19 protein-coding genes are annotated in these 19,425 nt (G+C 42.0%); all 19 read right to left on the reverse strand.

Annotated elements, in window-relative coordinates; genetic code table 11:
• Positions 1 to 20: 20 nt before the first annotated feature.
• A complete protein-coding gene (locus AOQ70_RS10870) occupies positions 21 to 2,393 on the reverse strand; it encodes an FtsK/SpoIIIE family DNA translocase (protein WP_059376250.1) in 2,373 nt (790 codons plus the stop codon).
• A 110-nt stretch (positions 2,394 to 2,503) separates the two neighbouring features.
• Positions 2,504 to 2,740 (reverse strand): YlzJ-like family protein, encoded by a 237-nt coding sequence (locus AOQ70_RS10875; protein ID WP_008344712.1) that lies wholly within the window; start codon positions 2,738 to 2,740, stop codon positions 2,504 to 2,506.
• Entirely contained in the window at positions 2,737 to 3,465 is a 729-nt protein-coding gene (locus AOQ70_RS10880) for a ClpP family protease (protein ID WP_024424124.1), read from the reverse strand. Before AOQ70_RS10880 ends, AOQ70_RS10875 begins: the two co-directional genes overlap by 4 nt.
• 120 nt (positions 3,466 to 3,585) lie before the next feature.
• On the reverse strand, positions 3,586 to 5,253 hold the full coding sequence (gene rnjB / locus AOQ70_RS10885; RefSeq protein WP_012010007.1) for a ribonuclease J2: 1,668 nt from the start codon (positions 5,251 to 5,253) through the stop codon (positions 3,586 to 3,588).
• Positions 5,254 to 5,424: 171 nt separating this feature from the next.
• A complete protein-coding gene (gene dapA, locus AOQ70_RS10890; RefSeq protein WP_039178685.1) occupies positions 5,425 to 6,291 on the reverse strand; it encodes a 4-hydroxy-tetrahydrodipicolinate synthase in 867 nt (288 codons plus the stop codon).
• Between the two features lie 30 nt (positions 6,292 to 6,321).
• A complete protein-coding gene (dapG, locus tag AOQ70_RS10895) occupies positions 6,322 to 7,536 on the reverse strand; it encodes an aspartate kinase (protein ID WP_034662253.1) in 1,215 nt (404 codons plus the stop codon).
• Between the two features lie 92 nt (positions 7,537 to 7,628).
• A complete protein-coding gene (gene asd, locus AOQ70_RS10900) occupies positions 7,629 to 8,648 on the reverse strand; it encodes an aspartate-semialdehyde dehydrogenase (protein ID WP_024427010.1) in 1,020 nt (339 codons plus the stop codon).
• A gap of 139 nt (positions 8,649 to 8,787) precedes the next feature.
• Entirely contained in the window at positions 8,788 to 9,381 is a 594-nt protein-coding gene (gene dpaB, locus AOQ70_RS10905) for a dipicolinate synthase subunit B (RefSeq protein ID WP_058837664.1), read from the reverse strand.
• The gene (gene dpaA / locus AOQ70_RS10910; protein ID WP_047202196.1) at positions 9,378 to 10,280 is read right to left on the reverse strand and encodes a dipicolinic acid synthetase subunit A; all 903 of its coding nucleotides are present in this window, start codon (positions 10,278 to 10,280) and stop codon (positions 9,378 to 9,380) included. Before dpaA ends, dpaB begins: the two co-directional genes overlap by 4 nt.
• Before the next feature lie 121 nt (positions 10,281 to 10,401).
• Positions 10,402 to 10,674 carry a YlmC/YmxH family sporulation protein gene (locus AOQ70_RS10915; protein ID WP_024424130.1) on the reverse strand — a complete coding sequence of 91 codons (273 nt, stop codon included), beginning with the start codon at positions 10,672 to 10,674 and terminating at the stop codon, positions 10,402 to 10,404.
• A 66-nt stretch (positions 10,675 to 10,740) separates the two neighbouring features.
• Entirely contained in the window at positions 10,741 to 11,667 is a 927-nt protein-coding gene (locus tag AOQ70_RS10920; RefSeq protein ID WP_059376253.1) for an aminoglycoside phosphotransferase family protein, read from the reverse strand.
• A gap of 73 nt (positions 11,668 to 11,740) precedes the next feature.
• On the reverse strand, positions 11,741 to 12,970 hold the full coding sequence (locus AOQ70_RS10925; protein ID WP_039178666.1) for a M16 family metallopeptidase: 1,230 nt from the start codon (positions 12,968 to 12,970) through the stop codon (positions 11,741 to 11,743).
• 33 nt (positions 12,971 to 13,003) lie between these two features.
• Positions 13,004 to 13,957 (reverse strand): polysaccharide deacetylase family protein, encoded by a 954-nt coding sequence (locus AOQ70_RS10930; RefSeq protein ID WP_039178663.1) that lies wholly within the window; start codon positions 13,955 to 13,957, stop codon positions 13,004 to 13,006.
• Between the two features lie 124 nt (positions 13,958 to 14,081).
• Complete coding sequence (pnp, locus tag AOQ70_RS10935) at positions 14,082 to 16,199, reverse strand: polyribonucleotide nucleotidyltransferase (RefSeq protein WP_024424134.1); 2,118 nt, start codon at positions 16,197 to 16,199, stop codon at positions 14,082 to 14,084.
• 181 nt (positions 16,200 to 16,380) lie between these two features.
• Positions 16,381 to 16,650, reverse strand: a complete 270-nt coding sequence (gene rpsO / locus AOQ70_RS10940) for a 30S ribosomal protein S15 (RefSeq protein ID WP_008354438.1) — start codon at positions 16,648 to 16,650, stop codon at positions 16,381 to 16,383.
• Positions 16,651 to 16,790: 140 nt separating this feature from the next.
• The gene (gene ribF / locus AOQ70_RS10945; RefSeq protein WP_059376256.1) at positions 16,791 to 17,756 is read right to left on the reverse strand and encodes a bifunctional riboflavin kinase/FAD synthetase; all 966 of its coding nucleotides are present in this window, start codon (positions 17,754 to 17,756) and stop codon (positions 16,791 to 16,793) included.
• Positions 17,757 to 17,773: 17 nt separating this feature from the next.
• A complete protein-coding gene (truB, locus tag AOQ70_RS10950; RefSeq protein WP_059376258.1) occupies positions 17,774 to 18,703 on the reverse strand; it encodes a tRNA pseudouridine(55) synthase TruB in 930 nt (309 codons plus the stop codon).
• A 68-nt stretch (positions 18,704 to 18,771) separates the two neighbouring features.
• Positions 18,772 to 19,122: a 30S ribosome-binding factor RbfA gene (gene rbfA / locus AOQ70_RS10955; RefSeq protein ID WP_039178653.1), complete on the reverse strand. Its 351-nt coding sequence runs from the start codon at positions 19,120 to 19,122 to the stop codon at positions 18,772 to 18,774.
• A 17-nt stretch (positions 19,123 to 19,139) separates the two neighbouring features.
• Positions 19,140 to 19,418 carry a DUF503 domain-containing protein gene (locus AOQ70_RS10960; protein ID WP_024424137.1) on the reverse strand — a complete coding sequence of 93 codons (279 nt, stop codon included), beginning with the start codon at positions 19,416 to 19,418 and terminating at the stop codon, positions 19,140 to 19,142.
• Positions 19,419 to 19,425 lie beyond the last annotated feature (7 nt).

The following is a 19,425-nucleotide window of genomic DNA, read 5'->3' on the forward strand; positions in this document are numbered from 1 at the left end:
TCAGGAAAGCTCTCTTCAACTTATGAAGAGAGCTCGTCATATTGTTCTTTTGAGAGAAGAACCTCTCTTGGTTTACTTCCTTCATATGGGCCTACAACGCCTCGTTCTTCCATTGCGTCAATGAGACGTGCTGCCCGGGTATAACCGATGCGGAACCTTCTTTGCAGCATAGAGACAGAAGCCGTCTGCATGCCGATAATCAGTTCAACTGCTTCATCATATAGATCATCTTCCACAGCTGCAAGCTGATCCTGCGTTTCTTCGCTTGGAATCATTTCCTCTTGGTATTGGGCTTTTTGCTGTGTGATCACATGATCAACAACATGTTCCACTTCTTCATCTGATAAAAAGGCGCCTTGCACACGAACCGGCTTGTTTGCACCAACAGGTAAAAACAGCATGTCCCCTCTGCCCAGCAGCTTTTCTGCGCCCCCCATATCAAGGATCGTCCTTGAATCTGTTTGTGAGGATACGCTAAAGGCAATGCGGGACGGGATGTTGGCTTTAATGACACCAGTAATGACATCGACAGAAGGTCTTTGTGTGGCGATAATCAAATGAATTCCCGCAGCACGAGCCATTTGAGAAAGTCTTGTAATGGAGTCTTCCACATCAGAGGAAGCCACCATCATTAAATCAGCAAGCTCGTCTACAATGACAACAATATAAGGAAGCTCTGGCTGTTTGGCATCTTCTGTTTGATTCATTCGTTTAATGTAATCATTGTATCCTTCAATATTTCTTGTCCCAGTATGAGAAAACAATTCATAGCGCCGTTCCATTTCGCTGACTACTTTTTTAAGTGCTTGAGAAGCTTTCTTAGGGTCTGTTACGACAGGTGCCAAAAGGTGCGGAATGCCGTTATACACATTTAATTCAACCATTTTGGGATCAATCATCATCATTTTCACTTCATGAGGCTTTGCTCTCATGAGAATACTTGTGATAATGCCATTGATACACACACTTTTTCCGCTTCCAGTCGAACCTGCTACAAGTAAATGCGGCATTTTGTTCATTTCGGCAAGCACGGCTTCACCCGAGATATTGCGTCCTAAGCCAATAAGGAGCTTAGCATTTGGACGGTCATTTTGCTTCGATTCTAATACCTCTTTTAATGAAACCATAGCGATTTCTGCATTCGGAACTTCAATCCCGATGGCTGATTTACCAGGAATCGGCGCCTCAATTCGAATGTCCTTTGCTGCAAGGGCGAGTGCTAAATCATCACTTAGATTGACGATTTTGCTGACCTTCACGCCAACATCTGGATATACTTCATATTTGGTCACAGCTGGACCTAAATGAACCTGTGTGACTTTTGCTTTCACACCAAAGCTTTGAAATGTTTTTTCAAGCTTTCTTGCATTTTCATATATATTTTTCTTATCTGTTTGCTGACCTGAATGCTGCGGCTCTGCCAAAATATCAAGTGACGGCAATTCGTAATCTTTGTTTTCAAGTTCTGTAAATGTCATCGGCGGTGCCTCTTTTGGTTCATCAGCTGTATCTGATTGAACTGGTGCACTTTGCACAGACTCTTGAAGAGGCTCTGTCTCTTTTGCCGCCTGCTTCTTTTGAACGGGCGGGGTGAGAATGTCATCCCTGTCTGCAAAGCTTGAAATAATCGGCTGGCTATTCTCAGAAGACGGCGTTTCCTCTTCGATCAAGATCAGATCATCCTCGTCCTGTTCTTGAATGCGTGAACGTTTTTTCTTTTCACCTGTTTTCTGAGAGGACGCGCTTTTTTTCGCCTGCCTGATTCCTTTCATATCTTCAACAAACGCCTTCCACTGCTTCACCATAAATTGTGATACAGGAATCGTCACTTTTTTCACCATTTCCTGCAGGGATCGGTTTGTAATCAGAACAATTCCAATCAGCATCAGGACAATTGCCATGATTTGCGAGCCTGCTTGCGCAAATAAGAAATAAGAAGCAGCAAACAATACAGCTCCGATCATGCCGCCACCTAAATCAGGTGACCCTGTTTCACCTTTCATATCCATCAAGAAAAGCTCAAATGTATTTCTAATTACACTTTGAGAGCCAATGACGCCAGCAGATGAAAGATGCTGAAAAAGCTTCACATGTGACAAAAGCAAGATACTCGCAATGATGCAGTAGAGACCTGCTTTTCTTCTTGTCAAAATATCTGGGATTTGTTTTTTCCAGAAAATCGTCACACCAAAAAGAAATAATCCGATAAGGCAGAGAATAAACCATTCACCTGCAAAAAATCGGAATAAATGTACAAAGGTTTGTCCAACAACGCCCAGCTGTAAAATGGCAATGATCGCTATGGCAATACAGACTAACCCATTTAATTCATATTTCAGTTTTAGCTGTTTATTTTGTTTTTTTCTCGTTTTCCGTTTGCTCTTTTTAGCCATACTCATCACCTTACTACGAAAGAAAATATAACCTACCGAAAGATCAGAAAGAAAGCAGCCTGGTTTTGGCTGCATCTTGTTGTAAGTTTTCCCTTTATTATAGCATAGAATCATTCATATGAGTCGGTTTGATTGGTGCCTAAATGTAACTTCAATCGCTTGCCTGGTGCAAGCTCTTGATTGAGAAAATCCATAGGATTGGTGCTCATGACTTGAACGATTTCTGCTTCGTCTTCTTTCATTTCAACCATCACTGGCACACCTTGAATGTTTACCTGCTGGAGTTTACGTTCTCCCTGTTCCTCAGCGTAAATGGCTTCATATGGCATAGGCGTATATAAAATCATTGGATCAGCCCCTCGTTTTGAGATGCCCTGTCTCCGATAAGTTCATTCAACTTTTTAATCGCTTGTCCTACACCGCCGACTTCATTCATGAGTCCGTATTCCGCTGCCTCATGACCAACGACATTTGTTCCGATGTCTCTTGTCAAATTGCCTTTTGAGAACATGAGCTCTTTAAACTTCTCTTCTGTAATGTTGGAGTGGCTTGTGACAAAGTTAATGACTCTTTCCTGCATTTTATCTAAGTATTCAAAGGTTTGCGGAACACCAATCACGAGACCTGTTAATCGCACAGGGTGAATGGTCATTGTGGCTGTTTCGGCAATATACGAATAGTCACACGATACAGCAATCGGGACACCTATAGAGTGGCCGCCGCCAAGCACAATCGAGACAGTTGGTTTTGATAAAGAAGCAAGCATTTCTGCAATTGCGAGTCCCGCTTCAACATCTCCCCCTACTGTATTTAAGATGATCAAAAGGCCCTCTATTTTCGGGTTTTGTTCAACAGCTACGATTTGTGGAATGACATGTTCGTATTTGGTTGTTTTATTCTGCGGTGGAAGCTGCATATGGCCTTCAATTTGTCCAATAATGGTGAGGCAATGGATATTTGTATCTTGCGGCAGCTGCGGAACGGCTGTTTCACCAAGCTGCTGTATTTTGCTCATAATGCTATCTTTTTCTTCTGGCTTTCGCTCAGGCTGCTGTTCATTCTTTTCGTCCATTTGTCTCCATCCTTTCCTCAAACTCTTCTCCTATTATGAACAAATAGCCCATATTCCATCCGCATTCCTCACGCTACATCAAAAAAGCCCAAAGAGCTTATGCTCCTTGGGCTTTTCTCATCACACTTCCATAATAATTGGAATGATCATCGGCTTACGTTTTGTTTTTTCATATAGGAATTGATTGAGTACATCGCGCATGGATTGTTTCAATGTTGACCATTCAACAATTGAGTTTTCCGTTTGCTCTTTGACAATCCCTTTGACCATTTCTGTTGCTTTCACAATCAGCTCTTCAGATTCTCTTACATAGACAAATCCTCTTGTGATGATTTCAGGTCCAGAAATTAATTGTTTCTTTTGTTTATCTAGCGTAATGACAACGATCAAGATGCCGTCTTGAGACAACAGGCGTCTATCGCGTAGCACGATGTTTCCGATATCACCAACGCCAAGACCATCGATTAAAATGTTCCCTTGGTGAACTTTTTCACCGATTTTGACGTTCTGTCCTCTAAACTCAACCACATCTCCTTTATCAATCAAGAAAATGTCGCTGCGTTTCATACCTACTTCTTCGGCAATACGAGAATGTGCTTTTTGCATACGATATTCGCCATTCACCGGAATTAAATACTTCGGTTTTAGTAAGTTCAGCATCAGCTTTAACTCTTCTTGGCAGCCATGTCCAGATACATGCACACGTTTTTGTGCAAAAATGACTTGTGCTCCGCTTCTTGTTAGGAAATCCACTGTTTTAGAGTATGTGAGTTCTTGTCCAGGAAGTGGTGTAGATGCAATCACAACAGTGTCATCTTTTTCAATATGAAGCTGTTTGTGATTTTGCTTTGCCATTTTTGTTAAAGCAGCAAGCGGCTCTCCGTGGCTTCCAGCAGTCAGGATGACCACATCGTTTTTCGCCATTTTCTTCACTTCTTGAACGGGTACAAATAATTCTTCGTCTGCTGTCACATAACCAAGCTTGATCGCCAGCTGAAGGGTTGTCATCATATTCTTCCCTGCAACGGCAAGCTTACGGCCATTTTGATTGGTTGCATTAATGATCTGCTGCACGCGGTTAATATTAGATGAAGACACAGCAACAATCACACGATTTTCAGCATTGTACATCGCATTTGAGATTTCGTCTTGGACGAGCGCCTCAGAAGGTGTATAACCTGGTTTTTCAGCATTTGCACTGTCTGAAAGCAGTGCTAAAACGCCATTATTTCCAATTTTCGCAATCTCTCCGATGTCACAGGCTTGGTTAAGCGCTGGGGTTTGATCAAATTTAAAATCACCTGTGCATACGATTGAACCAAGAGAGGTTTTGAAGCTGATCCCAACTGAATCAGGGATGCTGTGATTCGTTCTAAAGAATGATACTTTTGTTGTTTCAAAAGTAATGACTGATTTTGCATGTACCTCACGCAAATCAGCTTTTTGATTGAAGCCATACTGCTTTAATTTTTCTCGAAGTAACGCAAGGGTCAGCTTCGTTCCGTAGACTGGTACAGACAATTTGCTCAAGCAATGGAATACGCCTCCGATTGCTTCATCATGTCCGTGGGTAAGAAAAATTGCTTTCACCCGATCAGCACGTTCTGTTAAGTAAGAGATATCAGGAATGACGACGTCAATGCCCAGCATTTCATTTTCTGGATGCATTAAACCTGCATCTACTACATATATGTCCGAATCAATCTCAATGACATATAGGTTTTTTCCGATTTCTCCAACGCCTCCGAGTGCAATAATTCTTACGTTCTCTGTATTTTTCTTTTTCAAAATTCTTATCCTCCTAGTCTCAAGCCCGTCCATCATCGCTTAATGCTATTATAACTGAATCTAATTTTAGAAAACAAGATGAAGTCACATTTTAAGAAAGTGTTTATGTATAAAAAACGGTCATACTCAGGGACATCTGAGAATGACCGCTTACGAAATCTTTTGTTTTGATCAGCTGTTTAAAACGCTGCTTAAATCCAGTCTCTCTTCTTCTGACAAAGGCAAAAGCGGAAGACGAACAGATCCGACGTCTAGTCCTTTCAGCTGAAGAGCTGTTTTGACAGGCGTTGGATTTGGCGCTGAGAAAAGCTGTTTCATGATTGGAAGCAGCTTTTGATGGATCAATGCTGCATTCGCTGTTTGGCCTGAAGCATAGCTTTTCAGCATTTGCTGCATATCCAGCCCTACGATATGAGACGCAACAGAGACAACTCCTTTTGCACCAACAGATACAGCCGGAAGTGTTAAGCTGTCGTCCCCTGAATATACATCGAAATCTTCTGGCGTCTCAGCAATGATTTTTGTCATGGCATCAAGATCGCCGCTTGCTTCTTTGATGGCAACAATGTTAGGTATTTGCGCAAGCTTAATCGTTGTTTCTGGTGCTAATGAAGCGACCGTTCTTCCTGGTACATTGTAAAGCATGACAGGAAGAGATGTAGACTCGGCAATGGCTTTAAAGTGTGCATACATGCCTTCCTGTGATGGCTTGTTGTAATAAGGTACGACAAGCATCACTGCATCAACGCCCGCTTCTTCTGCTTTTTTCGTTAGTTTGATAGACGCATTTGTATTATTACTGCCTGTTCCTGCAATGATTTTACAACGACCATTTGCTAATTTGACCGATTGCTGAAAAAGAGCGACTTTTTCTTCATTCGATAAAGTTGGCGATTCGCCTGTTGTCCCTGCAACGACTAAGGAGTCACTGCCGTTTTTTAATAAATAATCAATGAGAATTGATAGCTTTTGGAAATCAATGTTGCCCTTTTTATCAAAAGGTGTAATCATAGCTGTTGCGATATTTCCGAAATTCATTTTTTTCACCTCATCATGATTCAATCACATTTATCTTGAAAGTTCAAACACTTCATGCAGGGCATTGACGGCCGCTCTCATGTTTTCTTCGTTCACTAACACCCAAATGGTCGTATGACTGTCAGCCGATTGTAAAATCGGAATGTTTTGCTCGGATAGTGCCGATACAATTTTAGATGTGACACCTGGTACACCCATAATGCCTGCGCCAACAGCTGATACTTTCGCACAATTTGTTGTCACAATTGGCGTATAGCCAAGATCTTTTAGGATCGACGTTGCCTTTTCAGTCATTGCACCTGTCACCGTATACACAATTTCACTCGGTGTGATGTTGAAGAAGTCGACACTGATTTGTGCGTTTGCCATTGCTTTGAAGACCTCTGTTTGTACGCTGTACTGACCTTCTTTTGCTGGAACTTTGATTTGCGTCACATCATTGACATGTGCAATACCCGTAATGAGACGGTCGTACACATCATGGCTCATTTTATCTGAGTAGTGTGATGTAACGAGTGTGCCCTCATCATCAGAGTATGTTGAACGGACCCTCATTGGTACTTTTGCTTGCATCGCAATTTCGACAGCTCTCGGGTGAATGACTTTTGCCCCTTGATATGCGAGGTTGCAAATTTCCGTATATGTCACGACTCTCAGCGGTTTTGCATTTTCAACAATGCGGGGATCTGCTGTCATAACGCCTTCTACATCTGTAAAAATATCAATAAAGTCTGCCTGCAATGCAGCGCCTAAAGCAGCGGCGGACGTATCACTGCCACCTCGTCCGATTGTTGTCACGTCTCCATTTTTCGCGGCTCCCTGGAATCCAGCAACGACGACAACATCATGTTCAGAAAGTGCTGCCTCCAGACGTTCGCACTTCATGTCAATAATTTTCGCACTTGTATGCTCCTTATCTGTTACAAAGCCCGCCTGAGCTCCAGTCATCGCTACAGCCTTTAGACCGTTTTCATTCAGCATACTTGAAAACACAACAGCTGAGATATTCTCTCCGCAGGAAACAAGCAAATCTTTTTCTCGATTTGTCATATGCTGCGCGCTGCCGTAAAGCAGACCAAGCAGCGTATCTGTCGCATAGGGATCGCCTTTTCGTCCCATTGCAGAAACGACGACAACCGACTTATAGCCTTTCTCTTTTGCAGATAAGATATGTGCAAGTGCCCTTTTTCTACCTTGATCATCTTTGACAGATGTACCGCCAAATTTTTGGACAATTATTTTCACTGTTTTCACTCCAAGTTCATTCTGACGTAACAGAAGAGAGCAGGCGAAAGATGCCTAACTCTCTTCTGTTCGTCCTCATCATCCATTGAATGTTAAACTAATTTTAATGCTTTTAAGCTTTCTGCAATTTGAACTGAGTTCCATGCAGCACCTTTAAGCAGGTTATCAGATACAATCCACATATGGAACCCGTTTGGACGGTCCAAATCTTTCCGAATGCGGCCGACAAATACGTCGTTTTTCCCAACAGCATCTGCAGGCATTGGATAAATTTGCTGAGACGGATCATCTTGCAGCGTAATTCCTGGTGCATCTTTTAGAATTGATTTAAGGTCTTCCACTGTTGCATCATTTGATTCTAGTTCGACGTAGACAGATTCTGAATGTCCCGTTTCAATTGGAAGTCTCACGCATGTTGCCGCTACTTCGAGCTCTGGCATATGCATGATTTTTTTCGTTTCGTTGATCATTTTCATTTCTTCGAATGTATAGCCATTGTCTTGGAATTTATCAATTTGCGGAATCGCATTAAATGCAATTTGATAAGGCATAACTTCCGGTGTTACATCTTCTTTATTTAAAATGGCTTGTGATTGGCTGTATAGTTCGTCAATGGCCTCATGTCCCGCACCTGATACTGCTTGATACGTAGAGACAATGACTTTTTTCATTCCATACGCCTGACGAAGCGGTTCTAATGCCGCTACCATTTGAATCGTTGAACAGTTAGGGTTTGCAATGATCCCTTGATGATCATGCAAATCTTTTTCGTTTACCTCTGGTACGACAAGAGGGATGTTTTCGTCCATACGAAAAGCACTAGTGTTGTCTACAACAATCGCACCTCGTTTGACTGCTTCAGGAGCCAGCGCTTTAGAAACATTTCCTCCAGCACTGAATAATGCAATATTCACTCCTTCAAAACTTTCAGGTGTTGCTTCCTGAACAGTGTACTCTTGACCTCTGAATGTCACTTTTGTTCCAGCAGAACGTTTTGAGGATAGTAGAGTAAGTGTATCCATTTCAAAATCTCTGTCAGCTAGTGTTTTTAACATTTGTTGACCGACAGCTCCAGTCGCTCCAACTACAGCTACATGCAATCCTCTTCCCATCAGTAAAACTCCTTCCGACCCATCCATGATTCTTTTCTTTCGGATGGCCATCCTATGACTTTTTACATTTTATTTTACCATAGAAAAGCAAGGCTTGAAGCATCTTTTTTGAATCTTTAATGATTTTCTAGTGAATCTATTATTCGTTTGGTCCAATTAAAATCGGCTGAATTTGTCTATGCTGGAGTGCCTCTTCTACTGTTTGAGATAGCAGATCCATATTTGCGACCATAGAGGTCGGTTTTTTGAATGGATCATCTTGGCCAAACGGAATAAAGAAAATATTCTTTGTCGACATCAGTCTCATCAGATTTGTACCATTTAAGCCTAACGCATCATTTGTTGAGATACCTAAAACGACAGGTCGATGATTTCGAATGGTCGCTTTAGCAGCCATTAAAACAGGACTGTCTGTCATGGCATTTGCAAATTTCGCCATTGAGTTTCCAGTTAAAGGCGCTATGACCATACAATCAAGCGGCAGCTTAGGTCCAAGCGGCTCTGCTTTCACGATTGAGTCAATCGCCTTAAATCCAGTCAGCTTCTCAATCCGCTCGATCCACTCGGCTCCCTCTCCAAATCTCGTATTCGTGCTCTGCACCGTGTACGACACTACTGGACGCACCTCTGCCCCTTCTTTTACAAGCGCTTCGATTTGCGGAAAAACGGCTTCATACGTACAGTGGGAACCTGTTAAACCAAAGCCGATTCTTTTCCCTTTTAATGTTGTCATGATTCCATCCCCCTTTTTTCCTCCGCAAGTTCACATAAAAGCCCGGAAAGCACTTTTGCAATGATTTGTCCTGCTGTCTTTGGTGCAACAATCCCCGGGAGTCCTGGTGCAAGAAGTGCCTTCACTCCGTGCTTTTGTGCAAAGTCAAAGTCTGTTCCGCCTGGGCGGGAGGCGATATCCAAAATGAGTGTCTTTGGTGTCATGCTGACGATGACAGATGAATCTAATACAAGACTTGGAATGGTATTGATGATAATATCAACATCCGTTACTTCCTCTTTTAACTGGTCCATTGAAAATGGATCAAGCCCCATCTCAAAGGCACGCGCTAAATGTGCTGTGTCTGCCGCCCCTACTTTTACGTCTGCCCCTAGTGCCCGAAATGTGCGCGCAATGGTGAGTCCTGTTCTTCCAAGTCCGAGAACAGCGACATGTGACCCGTGAATCGTATAGTCCGTTTGCTGAATGGCCATCATGATAATTCCTTCAACTGTTGGAATAGAGTTATATATGGCAATATCATCTCGCTCAAACAGCTTCACAAGCTTCCGGTTCACCTGCTTTGCCAGATTGTCTAAGTACGTATTTGAAATACCTGAGTACAAGGTACAATGGGCAGGGGTTCTTTCTAAATATTTAGCTTCCAGCAAGACCTGCTCGTTTGAAAAAACTGTAGCAACAGCGCCTTCATCCGTTGCCCCTGATACTGGCAGGATCATACTGTCTACTTGTTCGAATGGAAGTTCAGACATTTTCAGCTTTTCAGCACCGATAAATCCATGATCCAGCTGATCAAATCCGACCAAAAACACTTTGGCATGCTGCTGTGACAACTTGCGAATAATTTCAAGCTGCCTTGCATCTCCCCCGATCACCGCAACCGTTAAACCGCTCAACATACTGACCGTTCACCTTCTTTATTTAAAAAAGTCTGTAATATTTTCTGAATCTCCCTTTCAGCATATGAGGAGAGGATTCAGCCTGTGAACGAATCAGAGAGAGAAAAGAAAAAGAGCACCATTATTGTGGGTGCTCTTTTTCTCCGTGCGGCTGAAGTTCTTCAGGCACATCGAGAATGATCATATCTGATCCTATTTTTTGAATGTGATTCCACGGGACGCGGATGTCATTTCCTTGTTTTCGAAAGCCAAACCACTTCACGGAAGGTATAATGAGTGCTGTAATTTGACCGTCCTGTTCATTGATTTCAAGGTCGGTTTGTCCAAGCACGCCAAGCCGCTCCGCTCTTTTAATATCGACGATCTCTTTTCCTGACAGTTCACTCAGCCTCAAAATCGCATCACTTCCCTTCCGTATCATATATGCATTAAAAGGCAGAAATAGACCGTCCTGCTCTTTTCAAGTTATGTGATGCGAGTTGGTATACCAAATAGGCTTAAGTTGATGAAAGTAATTATGATCTGTCAGCATTCTCTCCACTCGGTTTAACATGTCTTTTACATGTCCCGGATCATAGGAAAGTGTCCAGACAATAGAGGAAAAGCAGCTCATTGCTGTATAGATGGAAAAAAGAATCCAAAAATTATTTGTGGACTGCTTACTTAGGTATTCATCCAATTGTCCAACTGAAAACGGAATGCTGCTTTCTCGACTAAATAAGGACAATTTATAAAAATCATGAACCGGATCTCCCCAGTCGGATTGATCGAAATCAATCACACCGGCATACTGATTACCTTGTATGATGATATTCCCTAAATGAAAATCATCATGCTGGAACTGGTTAGGTCTCTCTTTTACCTCATCAGCATGCGACTTGATAAAATCTAATACAAACTGATCATTGGGAAACGACAAGCCACTTGATTGATAAGCATGTACATACCGTTCATGTTTTGCCATGACCTTCTCATTCCATGGACGAACATGAGAAGGTGCATGACATGCATGCATCAAACTTAGCTCTCTACCTGCCCGCCTCCCGATCTCATACTGCTCTTCATTCGTGAGTAGATGGATGGAATCTCTACCAATCTCGCCTTCAATATAGGAGAAAATACGATAGGTACAGTTTAGTTCAGCACTTATTCCAATCTCAATCAATTCAGAACAAAGAATCCCTCGATCTTTAAACTTCCGCTGCACTGATGCTTTTCTTTTAAAGCGGGAATACGTTTGAATGTCCGATAACTTAAGCACCATCTTTTCACTAGATGATATTGTAACCAAAAAGGTACGATCTCCCGAAAAACCAGATGTCATTCGTTGGAAGGAAATAGTTTGTGTCAGAAGTGGAGACAGCTGTTTCAGTTTTTCAAGTTCCATGAAAGCAGAACCCCTTTCTTCTTTACCTACAATAAAAACGGCAGACTTTTTTGAGTCTGCCGTGTTGTTTACATTATGATGGCTGATCACCCGTCGGACTAATAAGCGAGAGCGCATAATCTTCTGTAAAGATGCGTTTTGATAAGTTATTCACGCCGTCTAATGTGACGCTGTTGATTTCGTCAATAATTTCATCGAGTGTCCGATGTTTGCCAAGGAGCAGTTCGTTTTTACCGTTTCGGCTCATTTTGCTGTTTGTGCTTTCAAGACTCAGCATAAGGTTGCCTTTCATTTGCTCTTTAGAGTTCTCTAATTCTTTCTGTGTGATTCCCTCACGCTTTAAGACGTCTAATGTTTGTAAGATGGTCTCAGAGAGCAGGTTTAACTGCTTCGCTCCAGTTCCGCCATAAATCGTCAGCATTCCATTATCTGCAAATGAACTGTGATAGCTAAAGACGGAATAAGCAAGTCCTTTGTCCTCTCTTACATCTTGGAATAATCGGCTGCTCATGCTTCCACCAAGAACATTATTTAAGACGATTAAGTCATAGATGCCTTTATCTCCCGCTGGAAGGCCATTAAAGCCCAGGCATAGGTGAGCTTGTTCCGTTTCCTTTTTGCGTGTGAGCTTGTCATAATGAAATGCTGGAGCTTCGACAGGCTGCTTTTTGCCTTTTCCTTCATAAGAGCCGAATAGCTTTTCAACCTCACGAATAAAAGTCTCATCTACGTTCCCTGCAACAGAGATCACGACACGGTCCGGCGTGTAGAACTCATCCATATATTTTCTAAGTGAGTCACCGTTAAAGGTAGAAAGTGTTTCCTCTGTTCCTAAAATCGGATATCCTAATGAATGTTCACCATAAATGGCTTTGCTTAATAAATCATGAACGATGTCATCAGGTGTATCCTCATACATTTTAATTTCTTCGTACACCACATTTTTTTCTTTTTTCAGCTCTTCTTCATCAAAAGCAGAGTGAAAGAACATGTCGCTTAATACATCGAGGGCGTAGCCAGCATGTGAATCAAGCACCTTTGCATAGTAGCAAGTATATTCTTTTGATGTAAAGGCATTCACTTGACCACCAATGCGGTCAAAGGATTCTGCGATATCACGTGCAGATCTTGTCTTTGTCCCTTTAAAGAACATATGCTCTAAAAAGTGTGAGATCCCATTAATTTCAGGTGTCTCATGTCTAGAGCCTGTTCCAATCCAGACGCCAATTGCGACAGACCTTACAGTGGGATTGTTTTCGAGTACAATTCTTACTCCGTTTTGGCAAGTATACGTTTTGACCAAGTTTTGCTCCTCCTATTCAACAAACAGATCGCATCACGGATGTCTTTTTTCACTTAGGAGGTCAGAAACCGTCCCTAATTCATATCCTCTTTCCTTGATTTGAGTGATAAGTGCGTCAAGACTTTTCGCCGTTGCATCTGTTGGATGCATTAATATCATCGCCCCATTGTGAATTTTCCCAAGCACCCGCTTTTGTAAAATAGCCGGTGATGGCTTTTGCCAGTCGATGGTGTCTACTGTCCACATAATGGTTTCCATGCCTTCTTGTTTGGCAAGCTTAACTGTTTCTTCTTTAAAGCTGCCGCTTGGAGGCGCAAACCATTTTGGTTTCTTCCCAAGGGATTCTTCAATTTGGCGATTTGTTTTCGTTATCTGCTCTAATGCTCGTTCTCTTGTCAGTGTGCGCATATCTGGGTGATTGTATGAATGATTTCCAATTTCATGACCATCTGCCACGATTTTTTTAGCAAGCTCTGTGCTTTTTTTCACCCATTTGCCTTCTAAGAAAAAGGTCGCCTTGACTTGATGCTTTTCCAGCGTCTTTAACATGTTGATTAAATGCTCGTCACCCCAAGCTACGTTGATGAGGAATGCATTCATTTTTTTATCTGGATGGCCTTTATAAATGGGCTCAGCACCAAGTTCATGTAAATGAATAGATGGTTTTGTTTCATTCAAAACAAGCAGCTTTTCATCGAATGACCCCTGTTTCTTCATTTTTTCATAAGAGGCATCGATATCAACTGTCTGTCCATTTAAGCCAGGTATCTTTTTCCACACTTTATCAATCTTAGCATTTTGCGCCTTTACTTCATAGTCAGAAGACTTCGATTCGATCTCCTGATATAAAATATCTTTGGAAACAGATGCTACCTCGGCATGCTCTTTCATTGATTCAATATATGTAACAGCAGCCGGCTGCTTCATCGTTTGATATGACACGAGCAGTAAAAATACAAACACAATGAATGGTAACGTTTTTTTCAATGGTTGTCCCTCCCCTTTACCACAAATTATGATGGGGAGAAACAAGCTAGAACTATTGTTAGCGCAAGAAAAGAAAGAAGCCTGGCACGGGTACCTGGCTTCTAACACATTTTATTTGATCTCATTAAGACTGCTTTTCTTCTTTTTCCTTTTCTTCACGTAAAACAGCTTTCCGAGAAAGGTTCACACGGCCTTGTTTATCGATTTCAGTGACTTTGACAAGTAATTCATCGCCAAGTTTCACGACATCTTCTACTTTGCCCACACGCTCAAGCGCAAGCTCAGAAATATGAACAAGTCCATCTTTTCCACTGAAGATTTCAAGGAAGGCACCGAATTTTTCAATGCGTTTGACTTTACCTAGGTAAAGCTGTCCTACTTCAACTTCTCTCACAAGATCTTCAATGATTTTCTTCGCTTTTTGGTTCATATCTTCTTCTGTAGAAGAAATAAAGATTGTACCATCTTGTTCAATATCGATTTTCACACCGGTATCTTCAATGATTTTATTGATTTGTTTACCGCTTGGTCCAATGACATCGCGAATTTTATCCGGATTGATTGTCATCGTTAAGATTTTTGGTGCATAACGAGACAATTCTCCTCTAGAAGCAGGAATCGTTGACAGCATGCTGTCTAGGATTTCCATTCTTCCTTTTTTCGCTTGTTGAAGAGCTTCTTCTAAAATGTCTTTTGATAGACCATCGATTTTGATGTCCATTTGAAGTGCTGTGACACCTTTTGATGTACCTGCAACTTTAAAGTCCATATCTCCAAGGGCATCTTCCATTCCTTGAATGTCTGTCAGCACTGTGTAGTATTCCCCTGATTTCACAAGTCCCATTGCAATCCCTGCAACTGGTGCTTTAATTGGAACACCCGCATCCATCATCGCAAGTGTGCTTGCGCAAATACTTGCTTGTGAAGTAGACCCGTTTGATTCTAATACCTCTGAAACAAGGCGAACCGTATAAGGGAAATCTTTTTCGGATGGAATCACTGGTTCTAGTGCTCGTTCACCTAGTGCGCCATGTCCGATCTCACGGCGGCCTGGACCACGCATTGGGCCTGTCTCACCAACACTGAATTGCGGGAAGTTGTAATGGTGCATGAAGCGTTTTGATTCTTCAACACCTAGACCATCAAGAATTTGCACATCGCCAAGTGCACCTAATGTACAAATACTAAGCGCCTGTGTTTGTCCTCTTGTAAATAAGCCTGAACCGTGCGTTCTTGGCAGGAGTCCTACTTCTGAAGAAAGTGGACGGATTTGATCTACACCGCGTCCATCTGGACGTACTTTCTCTTCAGTGATCAGACGGCGAACTTCGTTTTTGACAAGCTTATTTAATACATCTTTCGCTTGTTTAATCGTTGCTTCGTCACGTTCTTCTGCTTCAAACTTTTCGACTACAGCTTTTTTCACAGCACTGATTGCATCCTCACGCGCATGCTTCTCATGTACTTGAATCGCTTTCAGCAGGTCTGCTTCAGCAAGGGCTTTTACTTCGTCTGCTAACGTTTGATCTACTTCATATAAAGGAATATCGATTTTTTCTTTACCGACTGCCTTCACAATTTCTTCTTGGAATTCGATTAAGCGTTTGATTTCTTGGTGACCGTACATGATCGCTTCAAGCATTGTTTCTTCCGGTACTTCATCAGCACCAGCTTCTACCATGTTGATCGCATCTTTTGTTCCAGCAACCACAAGATTGATGTCACTTTGTTCAAGCTGCTCCACATTTGGGTTAATGATCAGCTTTCCATCCACTCGTCCTACTGTAACGCCGGCGATTGGTCCCTCAAATGGAATGTCAGACACACATAAAGCTAAAGATGAGCCAAACATTGCAGCCATTTCAGATGAGCAATCTTGATCCACACTCATGACGATACTAATAACTTGTACTTCGTTTCTAAATCCATCTGCAAACAGCGGACGAATTGGTCTGTCAATTAAGCGGCTTGCAAGGATCGCCTTTTCACTTGGACGGCCTTCTCTTTTAATGAAGCCGCCAGGAATTTTACCTACTGCGTATAGTCTTTCTTCGTAGTTCACAGTGAGCGGGAAGAAATCAAGTGGTTTTGGTTCTTTAGAAGCTGTTGCTGAGCTAAGCACAGCTGTATCTCCGTAGCGTACGAGGACCGCTCCGTTTGCTTGCTTTGCAAGCTGGCCAGTTTCAACTGTCAGTTGACGTCCAGCCCAGTCTATGGTGAAGACATGTTTCTCTTGTCCCATTCTGAGATAAACTCCTCTCTTATCGTAAAGTTTTAGTTAGTTCTTATTATGAACAAAATGATTTTCACATATCAATGTGAAAGCTGTATGTAGAAGGGTTTTTGCCATTCTTTCAACATTTTAACCATAAAATATTAGTGATTATACGATAAAAAAGCGGGAATCCTCCCGCTTTTTACGATTATCGACGTAAGCCTAGTTTGTTAATTAACTCACGGTAACGAGTTACGTCTTTATTACGTAGATACGTAAGAAGATTACGACGTCTACCTACCATTTTCAAAAGACCGCGACGTGAGTGGTGATCTTTCTTATGAGTACGTAAATGCTCGTTCAAGTTGTTAATTGATTCTGTTAGGACAGCGATCTGAACTTCTGGAGATCCAGTATCAGATTCGTGTGTTTTGAACTCATTAATTAATTGCGTTTTACGCTCTTGAGTAATTGCCATCCTGTTTCACCTCCAAATCATGTTAGCCCCATCTACCTCGCAACCGTCGGTGAAGTCGGCCTGCCAAGTAAGTGGTTTTAAAGCTACAGGAATTATCATACTAAAAATATGCTGAATTTGCAAATGGTAGAGCAGTTTTTCTATATTTTTTTTGTTTGCTTGTGTTGATCTTGAAAAAACTGAATCGCTTCTTCTTTATCTTGACTAATTTGAGCCGTCAGCTCCTGAATTCCGTTAAATTTACGTTCACTGCGTATGCGCTTGAACCATTGTAATTTAATCGGCTGGCCATATATTTCTTCGTTAAAATCAAAGAGGTTTACTTCAATGGCAGGCTGATCAGGTCGCTTTTCATAAAACGTTGGTTTATACCCAACATTACAAACGCCGTCATATACTTTGCCTTTCACTTCTGCTCTTACAGCATATACCCCTGTTGGCGGAATAATGTATTCAGCAGATAAGCCGACATTAGCTGTCGGAAACCCGATCGTCCGTCCGCGTTTGTCTCCATGGATGACAATGCCGCGAAGCTGATAAGGTTTTCCTAGAAGCTCGCTCACATATTCAACATCCCCATTTTTTAATGCGGAACGGATGAGAGTGGAGCTGACTTTTCGGTCTTGATTGGACAGCTTAGGGACGATGGTTGCCGTGATATGGCCTTTTCCATATTCATCAAACGTTTCCATTGTGCCTGCACCAAAACGGCCAAACGTAAAATCAAACCCCGCTACTGCGTGCTTCACATTCAATTCATCCAAATATTGATCCACAAACTCTTGAGGAGATAGAGCTGCAAAGCTCTCGCTGAATTGTACGATGTATAAATAGTCAGCGCCCAGCTGCTTGATAAAATCAATTTTATCCTCAAGCGGTGTAATTAAGTCTTTTGGTTCCCGTGCCTTTTGCAAAACATGTGATGGATGCGGATGAAAGGTCATGACCGCTAAGGCCAATCCTTCTTTTTTCGCAATGCTTCTTGCTTCATCAATGACTTTTTGATGCCCGAGGTGAACACCGTCAAAGTACCCTAAAGCCATGACAGACGGGACTTGATCCTTTTGATTCAATGTATGTGGGTGTGAAATATGTATAGTCTTCACGAGATGTCACCTTTTCTTTAAGATTGCTTGTCCTGAGATAAGATCTTCGCCGGCTTCATCAGGTTCGGTTTGGTCGGGTGCTTCATATATATCGCCAGACAACGACCTGAAGGAGCAAAAACAGCGACACGATCCTCCTCTGCGAAATGAGCAAATTCATCAGGCATTGGCAGGACTGCACCGTTTTCCACTTTACTTGCTAATGTATCATTTATCTCCCATTTCGGCAAATGATTGAGCGCACGCTCGATCGGAACAAGGTGCTCATCTACAGTTCCTTCCTCGCTTATCTCTCGCAGCTCATCCAACGTGATACATTCATCAAGTGTAAAATCACCAGACCCTGTGCGAATGAGGTGTGACATGTGGGCTGGAAACCCTAGTTTCTTCCCGATATCAACCGCTAATGTTCTCACATATGTTCCCTTTGAGCATAGTACGGTGAATCTAAATGACACGCTGCCATCCTCATATGTGACAGGTGTAGTCCGCTCGATACGGTGAATGGTAATTTCACGGCTTGGCCGTTCAATTTCAATACCTTCTCTAGCATATTCATAGAGCTTTTTCCCGCCAATTTTCACAGCAGAAAACATGGGAGGAATTTGTTCAATGGTTCCTTCAAACTGCTTCAGCGCCGCATCAATGTCTTTTTCTGAGATCGGTTTTTCCACTTTTTTTTCTTCTACGATCTCACCTGTTTGGTCTTCTGTTGTTGTAGAAAAACCAATCGTGATTTCTGCATCATATGTTTTCGATTTATCTGTTAAGTATTCTACAATCTTCGTTGCTCTTCCGATACAAATAGGCAGAACACCTGAAACCTCTGGGTCGAGGGTGCCTGTATGTCCGACTTTTTTTGTGTACAAAATTTTTCTTACCTTAAACACACAGTCGTGGGAGGTCATACCTCTTTCTTTATGTAATAAAAGAACACCATTTATCATCTGCGTTCTCTCCTTTCATAAACGATGAAAAAGGACAGACGATCATCGCCTATCCTTATTTCAACGTCTTATTCTTGATCTTTTGTGTTTAATTCAGCAATCAGGCTTTCAATTCTGTTTCCGTAATCTACGGATTCGTCGAATTCAAAATGAAGTTCTGGTGTTTTGCGAAGTCTGATTCGATTGCCAATTTCAGAGCGGATGTACCCTTTAGCCTTTGCAAGGCCTTTTAAGGTTTCCTCTCTTTTCTTCTCGTCGCCAAGAACAGAAATGTAGACTTTGGCAATTTGTAAATCACCGGATACTTCGACATCGGTTACAGTCAAAAAGCCGATTCTTGGATCTTTTAGCTTTCTGCCTAGAATGTCGCCCAATTCTTTTTTCATTTGCTCACCCACACGGGTTGCTCTCATACTCATGATCTTATCACCTCTAATTAAAACCACTCAGTTTTCGTGATCGTTCGTTCAATTTCTGGAAAAGAATCGATAAAGCTTAATACACGCTGAAGTTCCTTTTCCACTTGAACCCGAGATGAGGAAATCACGGCGATTCCAATTGATGTACGCTGCCATGTATCCTGGTAATCCATTTCAGCAATGGTTACATTGAATTTATGACGCGTTCTTGTCAATATACGCTGAAGAACCGCACGTTTTTCCTTCAGTGAGGATGCATCATAGATCATGCACTCACATTCGGTATAACCGATCATTTTCTTT

Source organism: Bacillus sp. AM 13(2015), from assembly GCF_001518755.1.
GTDB lineage: Bacteria > Bacillota > Bacilli > Bacillales > Bacillaceae > Bacillus > Bacillus safensis.

Bases quoted from the DNA above. Each gene is read 5' to 3' on its own strand.
- AOQ70_RS10870 (WP_059376250.1), bottom strand. From the start codon at position 2,393: ATGGCTAAAAAGAGCAAACGGAAAACGAGAAAAAAACAAAATAAACAG.
- AOQ70_RS10875 (WP_008344712.1), bottom strand. From the start codon at position 2,740: ATGATTTTATATACGCCTATGCCATATGAAGCCATTTACGCTGAGGAA.
- AOQ70_RS10880 (WP_024424124.1), bottom strand. From the start codon at position 3,465: ATGGACGAAAAGAATGAACAGCAGCCTGAGCGAAAGCCAGAAGAAAAA.
- dapA (WP_039178685.1), bottom strand. From the start codon at position 6,291: ATGAATTTCGGAAATATCGCAACAGCTATGATTACACCTTTTGATAAA.
- asd (WP_024427010.1), bottom strand. From the start codon at position 8,648: ATGGGAAGAGGATTGCATGTAGCTGTAGTTGGAGCGACTGGAGCTGTC.
- dpaB (WP_058837664.1), bottom strand. From the start codon at position 9,381: ATGACAACATTAAAAGGGAAAAGAATCGGCTTTGGTTTAACAGGTTCC.
- dpaA (WP_047202196.1), bottom strand. From the start codon at position 10,280: ATGTTGAGCGGTTTAACGGTTGCGGTGATCGGGGGAGATGCAAGGCAG.
- AOQ70_RS10920 (WP_059376253.1), bottom strand. From the start codon at position 11,667: ATGGAACTTGAAAAACTGAAACAGCTGTCTCCACTTCTGACACAAACT.
- pnp (WP_024424134.1), bottom strand. From the start codon at position 16,199: ATGGGACAAGAGAAACATGTCTTCACCATAGACTGGGCTGGACGTCAA.
- rpsO (WP_008354438.1), bottom strand. From the start codon at position 16,650: ATGGCAATTACTCAAGAGCGTAAAACGCAATTAATTAATGAGTTCAAA.
- truB (WP_059376258.1), bottom strand. From the start codon at position 18,703: ATGATAAATGGTGTTCTTTTATTACATAAAGAAAGAGGTATGACCTCC.
- rbfA (WP_039178653.1), bottom strand. From the start codon at position 19,122: ATGAGTATGAGAGCAACCCGTGTGGGTGAGCAAATGAAAAAAGAATTG.
- AOQ70_RS10960 (WP_024424137.1), bottom strand. From the start codon at position 19,418: ATGATCGGTTATACCGAATGTGAGTGCATGATCTATGATGCATCCTCA.